The following is a 17,555-nucleotide window of genomic DNA, read 5'->3' on the forward strand; positions in this document are numbered from 1 at the left end:
GGCTAGACCGCAGCGCCGTCGTCGTCCTCATCCCGGTTCTGGGGGAGCCGGTAAAGCAGATAGCCGGAGGACGCGACGAATAGAGCCACGATGCCCAGCACAACGGTCAGCGGAGCGCTGCGCCAGAACATGGCGAAGAGCAGGAGCAGCAGCGGCCCGCCGGCGGCCCCGAGCCAGGCGAGGATGACCAGGGGTTCGCCGCTGCCCAGCGGCGGCGGTTCCTCCGGGACGAAGCTTCCGTCGGACTCGTCCTCCTGGGGGCTGTAGTCGCGCGGCCCGGCACTCGGACCGGTACCCGGGTCCCGGCGCAGCGGCTGGTTCTCGAAGATGGCACGTGTCCGTTCGGCCGCGGAGCGCGGATCGGGCGGTGTGCGGGAGTCCGGCTGTACGGCGGCCGCCGGGCCGGAATGCGGGCTCCGGTCAGGGTTATTCTCCCCGGGGTCAAAGTCCGGGGTCTCCTGCAGCCGCGCCACCAGGTCCTGCCAGGTGGCGTCGTCAGTGGATTCGTTGCGGTCCGGTTCGCGGTCTGTCATGCCGGGGCACCTGCACTCACCCGTTGGATAAATTCATGGGAGCGGTCGAAGATCAGGGAAGCATCGTGGTCCATAGTTGCCACGTGATAGCTGTTTTCCAAAGGGATAACCTCAAGTTCGGTGCTGCCGACCAGTTTCCGCAGCAGATCCATGCTCGATTCCGGGACGACCGGATCCACTGTGGAACGGAAAGCGATAACGGGTGCGGTAACGGCGGGCAGATGCGCTGCAGTGTCCTTGAACAGCCGCAGGAGTTCGGCGACGGCGCCCACGGGCGTGCGGGCGTAGGCCATTTCATCCTGCCCGGGGAGTCTGATGTTGTTGCCGATGGCCGGCACGGATGGGATCACATATTTGAGCAGCCGGGCGTACCGCGCCCGGGGATCCGCCACCGTCAGCCCGGGATTGACGACGGCGACTCCGGCTACCGGGCGGTGAGCGGCAAGGCGGAGCGCCAGCGCCCCTCCCATCGACAAGCCCGCCACCACAACCCTGTCGGTCCTCTCGGCCAGTCTGGCATACGCGTCGTCGTAGGCCCGGTACCAGTGCTGCCACGGGGTGCGCGCCAGTTCCTGCCAGGTTGTTCCGTGACCCGGAAGCAACGGCAGGCTCACGGAGTAGCCGGCGTCGGCCAAATAGCGCGCCCAGCCCAGCATGCTCACGGTGGAACCCGTGAAACCGTGGCTCAGCAGTACGCCGGTGGCAGCGTTCGGGCCGTGTCCGCCGCTCGAGAACGGAGCATGGCGCCCAGGGGATGTCATAGCTCTATGGTTGCATTAGGATGCTGAATTTCCACCCCGCTGATAACAAAGTTCCGGGTCCGCGCCGCGGCAGAAATCCTATGCCGTGGCTGCGGCCCTTACAGTAGTACCTAGGGGATCCAAACAGGCGCCCCAAAGTGTTTGTCCGGACGGGAGAGCTGGCCGCGTGTTCTATTGGGTGATGAAGACGATTTTCATCGGACCGGTGGTGAATCTCCTGTTCCGGCCGTGGGTCAAAGGCATGGACAACGTACCTGCCACGGGGCCGGCGATCCTCGTCAGCAACCACCTCTCTTTTTCGGATTCGATCTTCCTCCCCCTGGCGGTTCCGCGGCCCGTGAGCTTTTTGGCCAAGTCCGAGTACTTCACGGGCAGGGGACTCAAGGGCAAGCTGACCGCCATGTTCTTCCGGCTGACCAACCAGCTGCCGATCGACCGCTCCGGAGGGGCTGCCTCCGAAGCGGCCCTGCGCGCCGGAGTCAAGGTTCTTGAAGGCGGCAACCTGCTCGGCATCTACCCCGAGGGCACCCGAAGCCCGGATGGCCGGCTGTACCGGGGAAAGACCGGGGTCGCGAAGATGGCGCTGCAGACGGGAGTCCCGGTGATCCCGGTAGCCATGATCGGCACGGACAAGGTCCAGCCGATCGGGCGCCGTATTCCCAATATCCGCCGCATCGGCATCATCGTCGGTGAACCGCTGGACTTCTCCCGGTACGCGGGGCTGGAAAACGACCGCTTCGTGCAGCGCTCCGTGACGGACGAGATCATGTATGAACTGATGCGGCTCTCCGGGCAGGAATACGTTGATGTGTACGCGAGCACCGTGAAAGACAAGATGGCGGCCGCGCGCAAAGCGTCCAAGGCGGCCGAATCACGCAGTGCAGCAGTCCGGCTTGCGACCCCGGACGAGCCTGAGCCCGGCGTCGGCCCTGCGGCCGGACGCCGCAGGAACCACAAGGAACCTGGCGAAGTGACAGTGATCGGCTCACCGGAGGCAGGCAAACCTGCCGGTCTGGACAGCGGCCCGCAGGGTCCGCAGGAATCCGGCGGAGCAGAGCAGACGCCGCACAGCGCCTAGACGGTTTGTCCGGGCCCGGCTGCGTAACAGGACACATTTGATCGCCCCGCGTCCCTGCCTGCCAGTAGGATTTAAGGCGTGAGCCAAACACCTGCAGACCTCGACCCCAGTTTTCCTCCTTCCTCCGGCGCTGCCGTATATCCGGGGCTGGACGAATGGCGGTCCCTGCCGATCTCGCAGCAGCCGTCCTGGCACAACGATCCGGGGTACGCCGCAGCAGTAGCGGAGCTTTCGATGGTTCCGCCGCTGGTGTTTGCCGGTGAGGTGGACATCCTCCGCGACCGGCTGGCCCAGGCTGCCCAGGGCAAGGCCTTCCTGCTCCAGGGAGGTGACTGCGCAGAAACCTTCGAGGCGGCAACGGCAGATAAGATCAGTGCCCGGGTCCGCACCATCCTGCAGATGTCCGTGGTCCTGACCTACGGTGCTTCGCTTCCCGTCATCAAGATGGGCCGCATGGCCGGTCAGTTCGCCAAGCCGCGTTCCTCGAACGATGAGACGCGGGGCGAAACCACACTTCCCGCCTACCGCGGCGACATGGTGAACGGCTTCGAATTTACACCGGAATCCCGCCGCCACGATCCGGCACGGATGGTCCGGGCCTACCACACCTCGGCATCCACGCTGAACCTGATCCGGGCATTCACGCAGGGAGGTTTCGCCGACCTGCGGCTGGTCCATCACTGGAACCGCGGCTTCACAGCCAACCCTGCCCACTCCCGCTACGAGTCGCTGGCCCGGGATATCGACCGTGCCGTGCGTTTCATGGACGTCTGCGGAGCAGATTTCGAAGCACTGAAGCGGGTGGAGTTCTTCGCCAGCCACGAGGCCCTGCTGCTGGACTACGAACGGGCGCTGACCAGGATCGACTCGCGCACCGGACAGCCCTACGACACCTCGGCACATTTCCTGTGGATCGGGGAACGTACCAGGGACCTGGACTCCGCCCATGTGGACTTCCTTTCCCGCGTCCGCAACCCCATCGGCGTGAAGCTTGGGCCGAACAGCACTCCCGAGGACGCCCTGGCCCTGATCGACAAGCTGGACCCGAACCGGGAGCCCGGACGGCTGACCTTCATTACCCGGATGGGCGCACAGAACATCCGGGAGAAGCTGCCCACCCTGGTGGAGAAGGTTACTGCTTCTGGAGCGCAGGTCCTTTGGGTCACGGATCCCATGCACGGCAACACCGTGACCTCACCCAACGGCTACAAGACCCGCAACTTCGACGATGTTATGGACGAGGTCCGCGGCTTCTTTGAGGTGCACAACGCCCTGGGCACGTTCCCTGGCGGCCTGCATGTGGAAATGACCGGCGACGACGTTTCCGAGTGCCTCGGCGGTGCCGATCCGGTGGACCAGGACGCGTTCGTTGAAGGCTACGAGTCCGTCTGCGATCCGCGCCTGAACCACATGCAGTCCCTGGAAATGGCGTTCCTTGTGGCGGGAGCACTGGCCGAGAAAGGCTAGCTGCCCCGCTCCGTCCGGCTAGACGACGGTCAGCGTGATGACCGAGCCTTCGGGCGCAGTCCCGCTGGAGGGATCCTGGGCGCGGACGGTTCCGAAGAACCCGCCCAGGATCTCGTTCACCTGGACCTTGAAGCCCAGTTCCTCGAGTTCTTTCCGGGCTGTATCGGCCTGCTTGCCGACGTAGCTGGGCACCTGGATTATCCGCGGTCCGTCCGAGATGGTCAGCGTGACGGCTGCGCCGCGTTCCAGCAGCCCGGATACAGGTGCCTGGGTAACGACGGCGCCCTTGGGGACATCGGCGCTGTTCACCCGGGTGGGCGCGACCGAGGCGGTCAGTCCGGCGTCTTCCAGGGACTTGACGGCCTCATCCTCCGCCTGGCCAACAACTGACGGCACTTGAACGGGGGCCGGGCCCTTGGAGACGGTGAGGTCCACCGGAGTGCCGCGCCTCAGCTCCGCGTCAGCAGCCGGGAGTTGGGCGATGACCCGGCCGGCGGGGACGGTCTCATCGAATTCCTCAGTGACACTGCCGGGTGCGAGCCCCGCTTTGGTGAGTTCCTCTTCCGCCGATTCCACGGTGCGCTGGATAACGTTCGGAACGGTGAACAGCTCCGGACCCTTTGACACGAGCAGGGTGACCGTCTGGAACCGCCGGACCTGCTGCGGAGCGTTGGGGTCCGTGCCGATGGCCAGGCCCGCAGCAACCACCTCGTCGTAGACCTCGTTCGTGGTGTACCGCAGCCCCTCTTCGCCCAGGCGGGCGGAAGCCGCGGCGGCTGGTGTGTTGGAAACCTCCGGGATGGACACCAGTGCGCCCGGCCCGGCCCCGAAGAACCAGCCCGTGAAGGCGGCCGCCGCCACCAGGAGAAAAATCAGGAGTCCCACAAGCACGCCGCGCCGACGCGGACTGCCGGAGCGCAGGGAAACCTCGGGACGCTGGGCATCCCTGCTGGACTGCTTCTGCTGTGCCTTGAAGTCCCTGCGGGCCTGCCGCCGCCCGGCGCGGGCAGAGACCACGGGGTACGCGCCGTCGTCCGCCTCGTCGTCGTAATCCTCCCCGTCAGCCGGGGGAGGCAGTCCCGGAAGGACCGTCGTAGCGTTGTCTGTCCGGCGGATGACTTCCGTGGCATGCGGCTCGGCGCGGCCGATCACTTCGGTGGCACCGGCGGGGGCCGCGGGGCGGACCACAGCCGTGCGGGCCGGCACAGTGTCCTGCTGACCTGGTTTTGCCGGCTGCGCTGGGTTACCGGCCGCGTGGAAGTCCAGCTGCTCATCGGTGAGGGACGTGCGGATATGGCGCAGTTCGCCCAGCAGCGCCCGGCCATCCACGGGACGGTCCTCCGGGTCCTGGGCAGTGCACCACTGCACCAGCTCATCAAGATCCTGGGCGAGGCCGGGGCAGACCTCGGACGGTGCCGGCACGGTGGAGTGCACATGCGCAAAGGCAACCTGTATTGGCACCTCCCCGGTGAAGGGCTGGGAACCGGTGAGCATCTCGTAGAGCATGATGCCGGCGGAGTAGATGTCGCTGCGCTCATCGGCCCCGGACCCGGTGACGAGCTCCGGTGCCAGATAGGCCACGGTGCCGACCAGGGTTCCGGTGTTGGTGCTGGTGGTCACCGCCCGGGCAAGGCCGAAATCGGCAATCTTGATGGCACCGCTGCTGGCCAGCAGCACGTTCTCAGGCTTGACGTCCCGGTGCACCAGGCCGGCTTCATGGGCAGCGGCGAGGCCGTCGATCACGGCATCCATCATCGCCAGCGCGAGGCGGGGAGTGAGGAGGGTGCGTTCGTTCAGCACGTCGCGCAGGGTGTGCCCTGGGACGTATTCCATGACCAGATAGGCGAGCGAATCCTCAATCCCCTGATCCAGGACGCCGACGACGTGCGGGTGGGATAGCCGGGCTGCGGATTTGGCCTCACGTTCGAAGCGGTCCAGGAACCCCCGGTCCGCTGCCAGGTGGGGATAGAGCACCTTCAGGGCCACGTCCCGGTCCAGCCGGGTGTCGGTGGCGAGGTAGACCGTGGACATTCCGCCGCGGGCAATACGGGAGTGCACCAGGTAGCGGTTGTCTACCAGGGTCTCCAGAAGTGGGTCATTCACGGGCTCATGCACCCTTTGATCCTATAAGCGGGAAAGGGCAGGAGGCGGATCGACACCCGATCCGCCTCCTGCCCGCTTGTTCGCTGGAGCCTAGAATGTGGCCCGGTGAGCCAGAACGGAGGCTACATACGCCTGGGTGTCCGGGTACATGCCCTGGGTCGTGACCGAGTACTGACCCTGGTAGTAGGACGCAATGGCGACTTCGAGGCTGGGGCTGGTGCGGATCAGGGAACGGATGATCGCGACGCCGGCCGTAACGTTGTCCTGCGGGTCCAGCAGGTTCAGCTGGCGGCCCACCAGGCCGGACGCCCATTCACCGGAGGAGGGGATGACCTGCATGGTGCCGATGGCGTTGGCGGGGGAGACCGCCCGCTGGTCGAAACCGGATTCCTGGAAGGCGAAGGCCTGGGCCAGGGCCGGATCAACGCCCATGGCCAGGGCAGTCTCTGTCACCAGCTGCTGCATCTGGGCCCGGGAGGGAACCTCAACGGAGTTCAAGGCCTGCTTGTTAAGGTTGGCGCCCGCCACAACGTGCTGCGGGTACGTGTAGTGCAGGAAGGTGCTGGGCACCAGATCCGTCGGAGCTTCTGCGGCGGGGGCCGCCGGGGCTGCCGGGGTAGCCAGGGTGGTGACCGAGGAGGAACCGCCGAGGGCAAGTTCCTGGCCGGGCCGGATCACCGATGCCGCGTTCAATCCGTTGGCGTCCAGGATGGACTGCAGCTCGACCCCGTGCTCGGCGGCGATGGCACCCAGCGTGTCGCCTGCGGCAACCGTGTAGGTCCCCGCAGCGGCGGGAGCAGCGGGGGCCGCGGCCGGTGTGCTGGAAGCTGTGGAGATTCCGGCGGCAGCGGAGCCCAGGGAGATTTCCTGGCCGGGGTGGATCACGGAAGTCATGCTCAGGCCGTTGGCCTCCAGGACCGACTCCAGGGAGAGATCGTGCTTGGCTGCGATGCCGCTCAGCGTGTCTCCCGGAACCACGGTGTAGGACGCTGCGGGTGCCGCAGCCTCAGGCGCCTTTGCGGTGCCGGTCAGCTTAAGTTCCTTGCCGGCGTAGATCACCGAGGTCGGCTGCAGGCTGTTGGCGCGGAGGACCTCGTTCATGTCCAGGCCGTACTGGGCGGCGATGGAACTGACAGTGTCGCCCGGAACGATCCGGTGGGTCGCGGGGACGGCGGATTCGGCCGCGACCGTGGCGGGCATCTGGGTGGCCAGCTGGGCCGCCGGGATGGTGGCGCCGGCGGCGATGTTCTTCTGTGCCTGCAGGGGAAGCTGCGGGAACAGGGCCTTCGCCGGCGTCTGCGGCTGGACGGCTTCAGCGGTTTCCGCCAGGGCCAGAGAGGACATCATGACGGCAGGAATCGCTGCTGTAGTGACGGCGACGCTCAACTTGCGGGGCATCCCCGCGGTCGCGGAACGCGGCCGGGGTTTGGGCTGCACGGTCATAAGGGGTTGTTTCCTCATCTGTTGGCGGTGCGGCCTTTACCGCAATCCGTGTGACAAAAAACAAGTAGTGATACGGGTGATGCACGTGTGAATACTGTGACTTATGTGAATTTACACGAGAATGGGCCTTCCGCAATACCCGAGTAGCAATAAATTGATGCCCGGACGGCGTCAATACGGTGTCGACTGGCCCGCTCCGCCACAGGCGTGGCAATCTTGGGAGGGTGAATGAACTTGAGGAACTGGTTTCCGACTGGCTAACCCTGCCCGACGTGGCTGAACAACTAGATATTTCCATCAGCAAGGTGCACAGCCTGCTGGAGGAGCGTGCGCTCCTGGCACTGCGCCTGGGCGAACGGAAGATCCGCAGTGTCCCCGCCGCCTTCATTAATGACGGCGCCATCCTGGACAGCCTCAAGGGGACGATTTCGGTTCTCACCGATGCCGGCTTTACCGACGAGGAAATGATCCGCTGGCTTTTCACAGCGGACGAAACTCTTCCCGGCCGTCCCGTCGACGCGCTGCTGGAAGGACGCAAGACGGAAATCCGCCGCCGCGCCCAGGCCCTGGCCTGGTAGCAGCCTTCGGTTAGGCAGTCCTGGTTACGGCTGCGTGTGCCAATGATTTCAGGGCCGAGCGGGTTTGTTCATCCACTGCCAATTCGGCCAGGGTGCTGAACGCCTGCTCAGTATGCTCTGCGATCAGCGCCTCAGTCGTAGCCAGGGCTCCACTCTCCTTGATGATCTGCCGAAGCGATGCAACGGCGTCGTCCCCGAGATCCGGGCGTCCGAGCCCGGCGGTGATCTCGCGCCGGGCTGCATCGGAAGCGGCGCTGAGGGCGTAGGCGATCATGACCGTGCGCTTACCTTCGCGCAGGTCATCTCCGGCCGGCTTTCCGGTGACTTCCGGATCTCCGAAAACGCCCAGCACGTCGTCGCGAAGCTGGAAGGCTTCCCCCAGCGGCAGCGAAAACGCCGAGTAGGCTGCCAGCAGCTCATCGCTGGCTCCTGCCAGGGCGCCGCCAATGGCAAGTGGATGCTCGATGCTGTACTTCGCTGACTTGTAGCGCAGGATGTTCCGCGCCCGGACCACTGCCCGCTCCGGCTCGTGGCCAGGTCCAACAACCTCTTCCAGAATGTCCAGGTACTGCCCGGCCATAACCTCGGTGCGCATTCTGTTAAACAACGCACGCGCCCGGGTTGCGTATCCGGCCCGGTCGCCCACGGAGGTAAAAGCCTCTTCGCTGAGGGCCAGGCAGAGATCGCCGGCCAGGATTGCCGCGGAGGAACCGAAGTGCGAGCCGTCCAGGAACCACGCCGCCTCCGCGTGGCGGTTGGCAAAGTGCCGGTGCACGCTTGGTGCCCCGCGGCGGGTGTCGGAACGGTCAATGATGTCGTCATGGATCAGCGCTGCACTCTGGAAAAGCTCCAGCGCGACGCCGGAACGCACGGCCGGCGCTCCCAGCACGTCTCCGCCCGCACCGCGCCAGCCCCAGTAGTTCAGCAGCGCACGCATCCGCTTTCCGCCCTTGGCCAGGGAATGCACGGCACCCAGCAGCGGAACCGATTCTTCCGAGACGTCCTCGAGGACTTCCCGCTGCCGGCCCAGGAAATCCTCCAGGTCGGCGGCGAGCTTCTTCCGGTAGGCGTCCTGTTCGCTGGCAGCCGGGTCGGTGCCGGCTGCTGTGGGTGCCTGGGCCTGGCTCATGGAGGTGTCCTACTCTGCGGATTCAGGAAGCACATTGGCCCCCACTGTATATACGGTCTGACCCTCACGGATCACCATGGAAACATTTGCGGTCTCGGTCTCCGCTCCCGTTGTCCGGGCGAAGTCCTTGGTGCTGGTGGAGTCCACGGCATCGCCTTCGAGGGCAGCGAAGCCCAGGGCCTCGAAATGCCGGGTATAGAAGGCTGCAATCTCCTCCGGCGCCGCGGCGGAGGAAGCGGTCAGGGAAGCGGTCAGCAGCTTGCCGTCCTCTGCGAAGCTGGTTGCAGTCGGAGTGGAGCCCGCAAACAGCGGTATGAGGTTCTCCGGGAAGCCTTCCGCGATGGCCGGGGATTCAGACGGCGACGGCGACTGCGACTGCGGTGCCGTTGCCTCCGGAGAAGCGGGGGAGGACTGCGTGGCCGTGGGGGAGGAAGACACGGACGGGGTTCCCCCGGAACCGCATCCGGCCACGGCGGCGAGTACGGCCGTGCTGCAGGCAAGGACAAGTAGTTTTTTCTTCATTCGGACTCCGCATCGACGAAGGGTCAGGGCCTAGGACCAGTCTAGGCGACCGCCCCGAACCTCCCTGCGGCGCCCGGGAGAGGAGGGGGAGGCCGGCCAAGGCGGTCCCCGCTGCGCTTAAGATGAGGTGGTGGGAAACAAACCGGACGCCGTCGAGGAGAACCGCGACTGCGCCATCATGCATGTGGACATGGATGCCTTCTATGTCTCCGTGGAACTGCTGCGCCGTCCGGACCTCGTTGGCGCTCCCGTCATAGTTGGTGGCCTGGGCGGGCGCTCGGTAGTGCTGTCGGCCTCCTACGAAGCCCGGAAATTCGGGGTCCGTTCGGCCATGCCCATGGCCACGGCCCGCCGGCTTTGTCCGCAGGCAGAAATCCTGGAACCCCATCAGGAGGTCTACCGCCGCGTCTCCGCCCGGCTGATGGGAATCTTCGACTCCATCACCCCGCTGGTGGAGCCCCTCAGCGTCGACGAAGCGTTTCTGGATATTGCCGGTTCAATGCGCCGCCTTGGGCCGCCGCGCGTTATCGGCGGGCTGATCCGCAGGCGCGTATCGGAGGAGCTGGGCATTACCGCCAGCGTGGGCATCGCCGCCACCAAGTTCGTGGCCAAGATCGCTTCCACCCGCTCCAAACCGGACGGGCTGCTGCTCGTGCCGAAGGAAGACACGATCCGCTTCCTGCACTCTCTTGATGTTTCGGCTCTCTGGGGCGTGGGGGCGAAAACGCGTGAGGCCCTGGCCCGCGTGGGAATTTCCACCGTGGCCGACGTCGCGAACACTCCGCCCGCGGTTCTGCAGCGGCTCCTGGGGGCGACAGGCCTGCACGTGTATGAACTGTCCTGGGGGCGGGATCCGCGGGTGGTCACCCCCGTACGCGTCGAAAAGAGCATCGGTGCGGAAGAGACTTTCTCCCAGGATGTGGACCGGGACGAAGTCCTGGAAACGGAACTGCTGCGCCTGGCCCACCGCACGGCGGCCCGGATGCGCGCAGCAGGGCTGCAGTGCAGATCGGTGGCCCTCAAGCTGCGTTACGAGGATTTCACCACCCTGACCCGGACCAGGACCCTGACGGAACCCGTTGACAGTGCGCAGCTGCTTTACGAAGCCGTCCGCGGGCTGCTTACGGCGTTGGGCCGCAGGCCCATGAGCGTCCGCCTCATCGGGCTGCGGGCGGAGAATCTGGAACCGGCACAGGGGGCCGCCCAGCAGCTGACCCTGGATGGGCGCGACGATAACTGGCGCTCCGCGGAAGACGCTCTGGACCGGATAAACCGCAGGTTCGGGGACAGCGGAATCATGCCCGCCCGGCTCCTGAAGCCGGAAAAGCCCGGAACCCGGGGCGGAAGCAGTAAGCAGGCTTAACCGTGGGTTTCCCCTGGCCCAAATGCCACCTATCCTTGAAGTAGTGCAGATCAGCGTCGAGACCTCAGCGGGAACAACCGCCACGCCGGGTTCGTTGCTTGGTTTACAAGGGCATATTTGGACCGCAAGGAGGCAGTGATGGCACTCTCAGAACACGAGCAGCGCTTGCTTGATCAGCTGGAGCAGCAATTGCACGCCGAAGACCCAAAGTTCGCCAATTCGATGGCGTCTTCGGGTGGCCGTGGAATGTCGACCCGGCGCATCGTCCTGGGCGCTCTCGTGGCAGTGGCAGGCATTGCCGTCCTGATCCTGGGAATATCCCTCGAGAGCCCGTTCAACATAATTGTCGGGATCCTCGGCTTTGTGGTCATGGGCGCCGGCATGTACTACGCGACTACCAAGGGTAAGCAGAGCCGGGAGCATGTGCCCGCTGGTAAGAAGGAACGTGAGGCCACTCCGCGGGGCTTCATGTCCAACCTCGAAAACAAGTGGGATGAACGCAAGCGGGATCAGCCGTAGGCCCACCCTCCACCACTTTCCTCCCCAGCGATCCGCTGGAACCAGAAAAGGCCCGCCTAGGCGGGTTTTTTCGTTTAACCGGCTCCTGGCGGCACCATTTCCCTCCACCCCTCCAGCCGCCGTCGGTTCCCGCGCCATTACTGGGATGCGGGGGCGCGCCGCGCCGGAAACCGTTATCGAATTGCGTTGACTGTGGAGCAAAGTGGAGTAAAGTGGGGGACGTAAGAGGGTAGGGGCGGTGCAGGAGGGGTAAAACTCCCAGATCGAACAGGCGGTGGCTGATGTTCCTCGGAACACATTCACCGCGCCTGGATGAGAAGGGGCGAATCATCCTTCCCGCCAAATTCCGTGACGAGCTGGCCGACGGGCTGGTTTTGACGCGGGGCCAGGAACGCTGCATCTACGTCTTCAGCCAGAAGGAATTCGAAAAGGTCCACGAGCAGATGAGGCAGGCACCGCTGTCATCACGCCAGGCCCGGGACTACATTCGCGTCTTTCTGTCCGGAGCCTCGGACGAAGTCCCTGACAAGCAGGGCCGGATCACCATCCCGCCGGCACTGCGCACCTATGCCGGGCTCGGCCGTGAACTCGCCGTTATTGGCGCGGGCACCCGTGCTGAGATCTGGGACGCTGCGGCATGGCAGACGTATCTGGAGGAACAGGAAAACGCCTTCTCGGAAACCGACGAAGACGCGATCCCCGGGATCTTCTAGCCCGGACGCAGCAGGAAAAGCAGGAATAGTACAGGCACCAAACACAGGAAACCGGGAAGCCGGCGGGATCTTGCACGAGATCTCCAGCCGCCCCGCGGAATGTTCACCTGGCTCACCTTCCCCGGAGCCAGGCGGGCACCGTGAGGCGCGGATGGGGATCTGGTCCAAGAACCGCCATACCGGATCAGCAGCGGAAGGAGAGACCATGAGCGAAGACCGTCCCACCGAAGACCGGCACATTCCCGTCCTGCGGGACCGCTGCATCAACCTGCTCGCCCCCGGCATCGAGGCTGCGGAAGCGGCCGGCCGCACCGCCGTCGTCGTTGACGCAACCCTGGGCATGGGCGGGCACACCGAAGCGATGCTGGAGCGCTTCCCGGCCCTCCACGTGATTGGCATTGACCGCGACCAGCAGGCACTGGCCCTGGCCGGGGAACGGCTGGCCGCCTACCAGGACCGGACAGATCTGGTCCACGCGGTCTACGACGAGGTGGCAGACGTAGTCCGGGATCTCGGTTTCGACTTCATCGACGGCGCGCTGTTCGACCTCGGCGTCTCTTCAATGCAGCTGGACGAGCGTGAACGCGGCTTCGCGTACTCCTACGATGCACCGCTTGACATGCGTATGGACACCAGCCGAGGCCGCACTGCCGCGGACATCGTCAATACGTATGACGAGGCCGAGCTGGTTTCCATCATCCGCCGCTGGGGTGAAGAGAAGTTCGCGGGCCGGATTGCCTCGGCAATCGTGGCGGCCCGCACCAAGGCACCCTTCACCACAACCGGTGAACTGGTCGAAGCAATCCGCTCCGTGGTTCCTGCCGCTGCCGCGCGCACCGGCGGACACCCCGCCAAGCGGACCTTCCAGGCCCTGCGCATCGAGGTCAACGAGGAACTGGACGTCCTGGAACGGGCTATCCCCTCAGCACTGTCCGTACTGGGCGTTGGAGGGCGGGTCGTAGTGATGTCCTACCACTCACTCGAGGACCGCATCGTCAAAGACATTTTCGCCGCGGGCTCACGGTCCTCGGCCCCCAAGGGCTTCCCTGTGGAACTCGAGGAGCACAAGGCGCAGCTGAAACGGCTGACCAAGGGCACCGAGGTTCCCACGGAGCAGGAGATAGCCGAAAACCCGCGGGCGGCCTCGGCCAAACTGCGGGCAGTTGAACGGATTCGGGCAACCATGGACGGGGCACGGTCATGACTGAAGGGACACGGCGGCGCCGCCCGGCGGCACCGGTGCGTGCGGTGCAGGGAAACCTGGCCCGCAGCGTGCAGTGGGAAACCGCGGAGCCGCAGGCACCGGCTCCCCGGCGCAGGACACCGCTCTCCCTGGTGCCGGCAGCCTCCCGCAGGCGCCGGGTTCCGGTTGCAGCCCTGTGCTTCGTAGTCCTCGCCGCAGGCCTGGTAGCCGTGCTGCTGCTGAATATTTCCGTGTCCAGCGGCCAGTATCAGCTGGTCCAGCTGCAGAACCAGCGCACTGAACTCCTCCAGAAGAACGAAGCCCTCACCCAGCAGGTGGAAAACCATCAGGCGCCCCAGGTCCTCGCGGCCGCAGCGGCTGAGCTGGGAATGGTGGCGTCACCGTCGTTCGGTACCATCGATCTGCAGACCCTGGCCGTCACGGGTAATCCCGAGCCGGCCAAGGAAGGCGCCCAGCCAGAACCGCTCATCGGCTTGCCCGAGGTCCTGACGCAGCCGGTTACTCCGGCGCAGGCCCAGCCGGCAGAACCGGCGGACAACGCGCGGGCAGCAGAGGCCCGGGACAGTGCGCCGGCACCGGCTGCCGCCGGGGAGGCGGCTCCCACGGAGGCAGCGGCACCCGCCGCCCCTGAAGCAGATCTGAACGGCGGCACCATTCCGGCCCCCAGCCAGAGAAGCGGACAGTAACCAACCAGCACCCACGAGGACACGTTGTGGCAAGAGCAGCACAGACTCCGGCCCCGGAGCACCACAGGGTATCCCTCGTGTCCGGCCGGCTTCGCGCAGGACTGGTCATTGCCCTTGTCCTCCTGACCGTGCTTGGAGTGCGTCTGTTCCAGGTCCAGGGTTTGGACCCGGAAGGCAAGGCGGAAGCCGCCGTCGCCAACCGGCTGGTAACCACCACCGTTCCGGCCCTGCGCGGCGGAATCCTCGATGCCAACGGCAATTACCTGGCCAGAAGTGTGGAACGCTTCGACATTGTGGTGGACCAGCGGTTGTCCCAGGACAAGGATGAATACCCCCGCCGCACTCCGGAGGGTGACTGGGAGGATGTCAGCTTCGACCAGGCGTTCGAAGAGCTCTCTGCGGTCCTGGGACAGGACACAGACACGCTTCGCGGCTCCATCCTGGGGGAGAAGGGATTCAACTTCGTTGCGAAGACCGTCACCCCCGAGGTCCGGGACAAGGTCCTCGCCGTGAAGTTCCCCGGCGTCTATGCCGACCGCACCACCCTTCGCACCTACCCCTCCGGAGCTGTCGCCGGCTCTATTGTCGGTTTCCTCGGCACTGAGGGAGCACAGGAAGGGCTGGAGCTGACACAGGACAGCATCCTGGCCGGCGAGGCAGGAAGCAAGACCTTTGAAATCGGCGGCGACGGCATCCGTATTCCGTACGCCACGAACGAGGACGTCCCGGTGAAGGACGGCGACTCGATCAAGCTCACCATCGATCAGGATCTGCAGTGGTACGCCCAGCAGGCCATCGCTGCCCAGACGCGGGAATACAACGCCGAATGGGGCAACGTCGTGGTGGTCGAGGTGGCTACCGGCAACGTGCTGGCCATGGCTGAGTCAACCACCGTTGATCCCAATAACCCCGGTGCCACCGAAGCGGACTCCCGCAAGGCGCGGTCCGTCACCGATTCCTTCGAACCCGGTTCCACGACCAAGGTCATCACCATGGCCGCGGCGATCGAGAAGGGGCTTATTACCCCGACCTCCCCGTTCCTGATCCAGTCGAACTACACCGTTGACGGGCAGACGTTCAAGGACGCGTACGAGCACGGCACCCTGCAGATGACGGCTTCGGGAATCCTTGCCAATTCGCTGAACACCGGAACCGTGATGGTGGGAGAGCAGCTGAGCCCCCAGGAACGCTATGACTGGATGCGGAAGTTCGGCATCGGCACCGCGCTCGGCACCGGCCTCAACGGCGAAACTTCGGGCCTGCTGGCCAAGCCGGAGGAATGGGACAGCCGCCAGCAGTACACAGTCCTGTTCGGACAGGGCCTGACCCAGACGGCGCTGCATACCGCCATGGTCTACCAGACAATTGCCAACGACGGCGTGCGGCTGCCGCCCCGGCTGGTCGACTCCACGATTGATGCCGAGGGCGAAGAGCACGTTATTGACAACGGTGCCGGGACCCGGGTGGTTTCGAAGAAAACCGCCGAGGAGGTCCAGCGCATGCTGGAGACCGTGACGGTGGAAGGATCCGGTTCCTCGGGTGCCCTGGAGAAGTACCGCGTGGGCGCAAAAACCGGCACGGCCGAGGCGCCCAGTCCCAACGGCGGATACGACGGTGTCACCGTCTCCTATGCTGGTATTGCCCCTATGGACGATCCCAAGTACGTCGTCGTCGTGACCATTCAGCGCCCTAAAGGCGACCTCTATTATGTGGAACCAGGCAAAACCTTCCAGAAAGTCATGGAACAGGTCCTGACCACCAATAACGTTGCCCCCTCCACGGGGGAACCGGACATTTACCCCATCGAGTACTAAAGCTGGAGCAGTGCAGTGCCACAAAGCAATGATCAGCGCGCCGGAAGCGGCATGCGCCCCGAACGGGTCCGTCCCGTCACGCTGGGCGAGGCCGCGGGAGCGCTGCCCCCGGGAGCACCTGCGATCCAGGCTGCCCCCGGCACCGGAACGGAGGCATGGGGAACGGAACTGACCGGCGTCAGCATCAACTCGCGTCTGGTCGTTCCCGGGGATCTCTACCTGGCCCTTCCCGGCGCCCGCCACCACGGGGCCGTCTTCGCGGGCGACGCCGCGGCCGCGGGGGCGGTTGCAGTGCTCACGGACAGCGCCGGGCTCCCGCAGCTTCCCGAAACCGGGCTGCCGGTCTTTACCGCCGAGGACATCCGGCGGCTCGTCGGGCCGCTTTCGGCAGCGGTCTTCAACAGCCAGCCGCGCGACGGCTCCGCGCCCGTGCTCTACGGGGTCACCGGAACCAACGGTAAAACCACCACCACGTATTTCATCAACTCGCTCCTGCAGGCGCTGGGGAAATCCACCGGGCTGATCGGCACCATCGAAATCCTGGCCGGCGGCGAAGCCATTCCCAGTGTGCTGACGACGCCGGAATCGCCCCAGGTCCATGGGCTGCTCGCCCTGATGCGCGAGCGGGGCCTGGACGCTGCCGCCATGGAGGTCTCCTCGCACGCGATCTCCTACCGGCGGGTGGACGGGGTGGTTTTCGACGTCGCCGGGTTCACCAACCTCACCCAGGACCACCTCGACCTGCACGGGTCCATGGAGGAATATTTCGAGGCCAAAGCCGCACTGTTCAAGGCCGACCGGTGCCGGCGCGCGGTCGTGACCGTCGACGATGCCTGGGGCCGGCAGATGGCCGGCGTGGCAGGGGAGCGGGCCGTCACCCTTTCGACCAGCGGTGAGGCCACCGGCGCCGACTGGCAGGTCCATGCCATCACCCGCGACGGACTCGGGCACACCTTCGAACTGCGTCCCCTGCAGGGCAGGCCGCTGCAGGTCAGGACCGGGCTGCCCGGAACCTTCAACGTTTCCAATGCCGCACTGGCCCTGACCATGGTCCTGCAGTCAGGTGCCTCCGCGGAGGAGATCCAGCGGGCGCTCGATGAGCACGACCCGTTCACGGTCGAAGTTCCCGGACGCATGCAGCTCATCAGCGAATCCCCCGCAGCGATTGTTGACTTTGCCCACAACCCCGATGCCCTTTCGCGCACCCTGGAATCGGTCCGGCGCCCCGGCGGCCGGGTGATCGTGGTCTTCGGTGCCACCGGCGAGCGTGACCAGACCAAGCGGCCCCTGATGGGTGCCATCGCGGCCCGGCTTGCCGACGTGGTAATCGTCACCGATGACGATCCCCACGATGAGGACGAAGCCGCCATCCGGGCGGACGTGCTGCGCGGCGCGCACAGCCAGCAGGCCACCTCCGGACGCAGCTGCACCATCCTGGAGGTTGCTCCGCGTGCTGCCGCCATTGCCCGTGCCGTGGAGGCCGCAGGCCCGCAGGACACCGTGCTGGTGGCAGGACGCGGGCACGAGGTCTGGCAGGAGGTCAAGGGCGTGAACCTGGCCCTGGATGACCGGGTCGAATTGCGGGCCGCCCTGGCACAGGCCGGATTCACGGTGCTTTCAGGCGACGGGGTAGAGTCCTAAT

16 protein-coding genes are annotated in these 17,555 nt (G+C 65.6%); 10 read left to right on the forward strand and 6 right to left on the reverse strand.

Annotated features, from left to right (window positions below):
- Positions 1-2 precede the first annotated feature (2 nt).
- Entirely contained in the window at positions 3-533 is a 531-nt protein-coding gene (locus H9638_RS14170) for a hypothetical protein (protein ID WP_191748438.1), read from the reverse strand.
- On the reverse strand, positions 530-1,294 hold the full coding sequence (locus H9638_RS14175) for an alpha/beta hydrolase (protein ID WP_191748440.1): 765 nt from the start codon (positions 1,292-1,294) through the stop codon (positions 530-532). Before H9638_RS14175 ends, H9638_RS14170 begins: the two co-directional genes overlap by 4 nt.
- A 166-nt stretch (positions 1,295-1,460) precedes the next feature.
- Between H9638_RS14175 and H9638_RS14180 the strand changes: the two genes are divergently transcribed.
- Together H9638_RS14180 and H9638_RS14185 are read left to right on the forward strand one after the other, a co-directional pair.
- Positions 1,461-2,372 carry a lysophospholipid acyltransferase family protein gene (locus tag H9638_RS14180; protein WP_191748442.1) on the forward strand — a complete coding sequence of 304 codons (912 nt, stop codon included), beginning with the start codon at positions 1,461-1,463 and terminating at the stop codon, positions 2,370-2,372.
- A 78-nt stretch (positions 2,373-2,450) separates the two neighbouring features.
- The gene (locus tag H9638_RS14185; protein WP_191748444.1) at positions 2,451-3,839 is read left to right on the forward strand and encodes a class II 3-deoxy-7-phosphoheptulonate synthase; all 1,389 of its coding nucleotides are present in this window, start codon (positions 2,451-2,453) and stop codon (positions 3,837-3,839) included.
- A gap of 18 nt (positions 3,840-3,857) precedes the next feature.
- On the opposite strand, the gene pknB is transcribed toward H9638_RS14185, so the two are convergent.
- Together pknB and H9638_RS14195 are read right to left on the reverse strand one after the other, a co-directional pair.
- A complete protein-coding gene (gene pknB, locus H9638_RS14190; RefSeq protein ID WP_318241886.1) occupies positions 3,858-5,942 on the reverse strand; it encodes a Stk1 family PASTA domain-containing Ser/Thr kinase in 2,085 nt (694 codons plus the stop codon).
- Between the two features lie 90 nt (positions 5,943-6,032).
- Positions 6,033-7,385 carry a lytic transglycosylase gene (locus tag H9638_RS14195; RefSeq protein WP_225217448.1) on the reverse strand — a complete coding sequence of 451 codons (1,353 nt, stop codon included), beginning with the start codon at positions 7,383-7,385 and terminating at the stop codon, positions 6,033-6,035.
- A gap of 224 nt (positions 7,386-7,609) precedes the next feature.
- Here H9638_RS14195 and H9638_RS14200 point away from each other — a divergent pair, with 224 nt between their 5' ends.
- Positions 7,610-7,963 carry an Rv2175c family DNA-binding protein gene (locus H9638_RS14200; protein WP_066301324.1) on the forward strand — a complete coding sequence of 118 codons (354 nt, stop codon included), beginning with the start codon at positions 7,610-7,612 and terminating at the stop codon, positions 7,961-7,963.
- Positions 7,964-7,973: 10 nt separating this feature from the next.
- On the opposite strand, the gene H9638_RS14205 is transcribed toward H9638_RS14200, so the two are convergent.
- Entirely contained in the window at positions 7,974-9,092 is a 1,119-nt protein-coding gene (locus H9638_RS14205) for a polyprenyl synthetase family protein (protein WP_191748448.1), read from the reverse strand.
- 9 nt (positions 9,093-9,101) lie between these two features.
- Positions 9,102-9,614, reverse strand: a complete 513-nt coding sequence (locus tag H9638_RS14210) for a hypothetical protein (protein ID WP_191748450.1) — start codon at positions 9,612-9,614, stop codon at positions 9,102-9,104.
- A 130-nt stretch (positions 9,615-9,744) separates the two neighbouring features.
- On the opposite strand from H9638_RS14210, the gene dinB reads away from it, so the two are divergent.
- From dinB to H9638_RS14245, 7 genes are all read left to right on the forward strand, one after another.
- Complete coding sequence (gene dinB, locus H9638_RS14215; protein ID WP_318241887.1) at positions 9,745-10,977, forward strand: DNA polymerase IV; 1,233 nt, start codon at positions 9,745-9,747, stop codon at positions 10,975-10,977.
- Positions 10,978-11,115: 138 nt separating this feature from the next.
- Positions 11,116-11,496: a DUF3040 domain-containing protein gene (locus H9638_RS14220; RefSeq protein ID WP_191748452.1), complete on the forward strand. Its 381-nt coding sequence runs from the start codon at positions 11,116-11,118 to the stop codon at positions 11,494-11,496.
- A gap of 281 nt (positions 11,497-11,777) precedes the next feature.
- Complete coding sequence (gene mraZ, locus H9638_RS14225) at positions 11,778-12,209, forward strand: division/cell wall cluster transcriptional repressor MraZ (protein WP_191748454.1); 432 nt, start codon at positions 11,778-11,780, stop codon at positions 12,207-12,209.
- A gap of 205 nt (positions 12,210-12,414) precedes the next feature.
- Positions 12,415-13,413, forward strand: a complete 999-nt coding sequence (rsmH, locus tag H9638_RS14230) for a 16S rRNA (cytosine(1402)-N(4))-methyltransferase RsmH (RefSeq protein WP_191748456.1) — start codon at positions 12,415-12,417, stop codon at positions 13,411-13,413.
- On the forward strand, positions 13,410-14,099 hold the full coding sequence (locus tag H9638_RS14235) for a hypothetical protein (RefSeq protein ID WP_191748458.1): 690 nt from the start codon (positions 13,410-13,412) through the stop codon (positions 14,097-14,099). Before rsmH ends, H9638_RS14235 begins: the two co-directional genes overlap by 4 nt.
- 26 nt (positions 14,100-14,125) lie before the next feature.
- Positions 14,126-15,913 (forward strand): peptidoglycan D,D-transpeptidase FtsI family protein, encoded by a 1,788-nt coding sequence (locus H9638_RS14240; protein ID WP_318241888.1) that lies wholly within the window; start codon positions 14,126-14,128, stop codon positions 15,911-15,913.
- A gap of 51 nt (positions 15,914-15,964) precedes the next feature.
- The gene (locus H9638_RS14245; RefSeq protein ID WP_191748668.1) at positions 15,965-17,554 is read left to right on the forward strand and encodes a UDP-N-acetylmuramoyl-L-alanyl-D-glutamate--2,6-diaminopimelate ligase; all 1,590 of its coding nucleotides are present in this window, start codon (positions 15,965-15,967) and stop codon (positions 17,552-17,554) included.
- Position 17,555: the final 1 nt, after the last annotated feature.

This window comes from Arthrobacter pullicola, from assembly GCF_014836875.1.
Lineage (GTDB): Bacteria > Actinomycetota > Actinomycetes > Actinomycetales > Micrococcaceae > Arthrobacter_B > Arthrobacter_B pullicola.

What these genes read in the sequence shown, in the direction of transcription:
- H9638_RS14170 (WP_191748438.1), bottom strand. Translation starts at nt 533, where the DNA reads ATGACAGACCGCGAACCGGACCGCAACGAATCCACTGACGACGCCACC.
- H9638_RS14175 (WP_191748440.1), bottom strand. Translation starts at nt 1,294, where the DNA reads ATGACATCCCCTGGGCGCCATGCTCCGTTCTCGAGCGGCGGACACGGC.
- H9638_RS14195 (WP_225217448.1), bottom strand. Translation starts at nt 7,385, where the DNA reads ATGACCGTGCAGCCCAAACCCCGGCCGCGTTCCGCGACCGCGGGGATG.
- H9638_RS14205 (WP_191748448.1), bottom strand. Translation starts at nt 9,092, where the DNA reads ATGAGCCAGGCCCAGGCACCCACAGCAGCCGGCACCGACCCGGCTGCC.
- H9638_RS14210 (WP_191748450.1), bottom strand. Translation starts at nt 9,614, where the DNA reads ATGAAGAAAAAACTACTTGTCCTTGCCTGCAGCACGGCCGTACTCGCC.
- H9638_RS14220 (WP_191748452.1), top strand. Translation starts at nt 11,116, where the DNA reads ATGGCACTCTCAGAACACGAGCAGCGCTTGCTTGATCAGCTGGAGCAG.
- mraZ (WP_191748454.1), top strand. Translation starts at nt 11,778, where the DNA reads ATGTTCCTCGGAACACATTCACCGCGCCTGGATGAGAAGGGGCGAATC.
- rsmH (WP_191748456.1), top strand. Translation starts at nt 12,415, where the DNA reads ATGAGCGAAGACCGTCCCACCGAAGACCGGCACATTCCCGTCCTGCGG.
- H9638_RS14235 (WP_191748458.1), top strand. Translation starts at nt 13,410, where the DNA reads ATGACTGAAGGGACACGGCGGCGCCGCCCGGCGGCACCGGTGCGTGCG.
- H9638_RS14245 (WP_191748668.1), top strand. Translation starts at nt 15,965, where the DNA reads ATGCGCCCCGAACGGGTCCGTCCCGTCACGCTGGGCGAGGCCGCGGGA.